This is a genomic window from Microseira wollei NIES-4236 (assembly GCF_020521235.1).
Taxonomy (GTDB): Bacteria; Cyanobacteriota; Cyanobacteriia; order Cyanobacteriales; family Aerosakkonemataceae; genus Microseira; species Microseira wollei.
This window is the reverse complement of sequence record NZ_BLAY01000828.1, coordinates 1-218: the sequence shown is the minus strand read 5'-3', so window position 1 is coordinate 218 and position 218 is coordinate 1. Positions and strand designations below refer to the sequence as shown.

Genomic DNA, 218 nt, shown 5'->3' with positions numbered 1-218 from the left:
TTTTGCACCAGTCTAATATACCTCTGCCATAAATCTTGTGGGTTAGGCATCCTGCAGGCCAAAGAGATTCTTTTTTGCACCAGTCTAATATACCTCTGCCATAAATCTTGTGGGTTAGGCATCCTGCCTGCCAAAGAGATTCTTTTTTGCACCAGTCTAATAGACCTCTGCCATAAATCTTGTGGGTTAGGCATCCTGCCTGCCAAAGAGATTCTTTT

1 protein-coding gene is annotated in these 218 nt (G+C 43.1%); it reads right to left on the bottom strand.

What is annotated here, in order from left to right; genetic code table 11:
- Positions 1–194: hypothetical protein (locus MiSe_RS50610; protein ID WP_226595178.1), on the bottom strand; the 194-nt coding region annotated here is incomplete at its 3' end.
- Positions 195–218 lie beyond the last annotated feature (24 nt).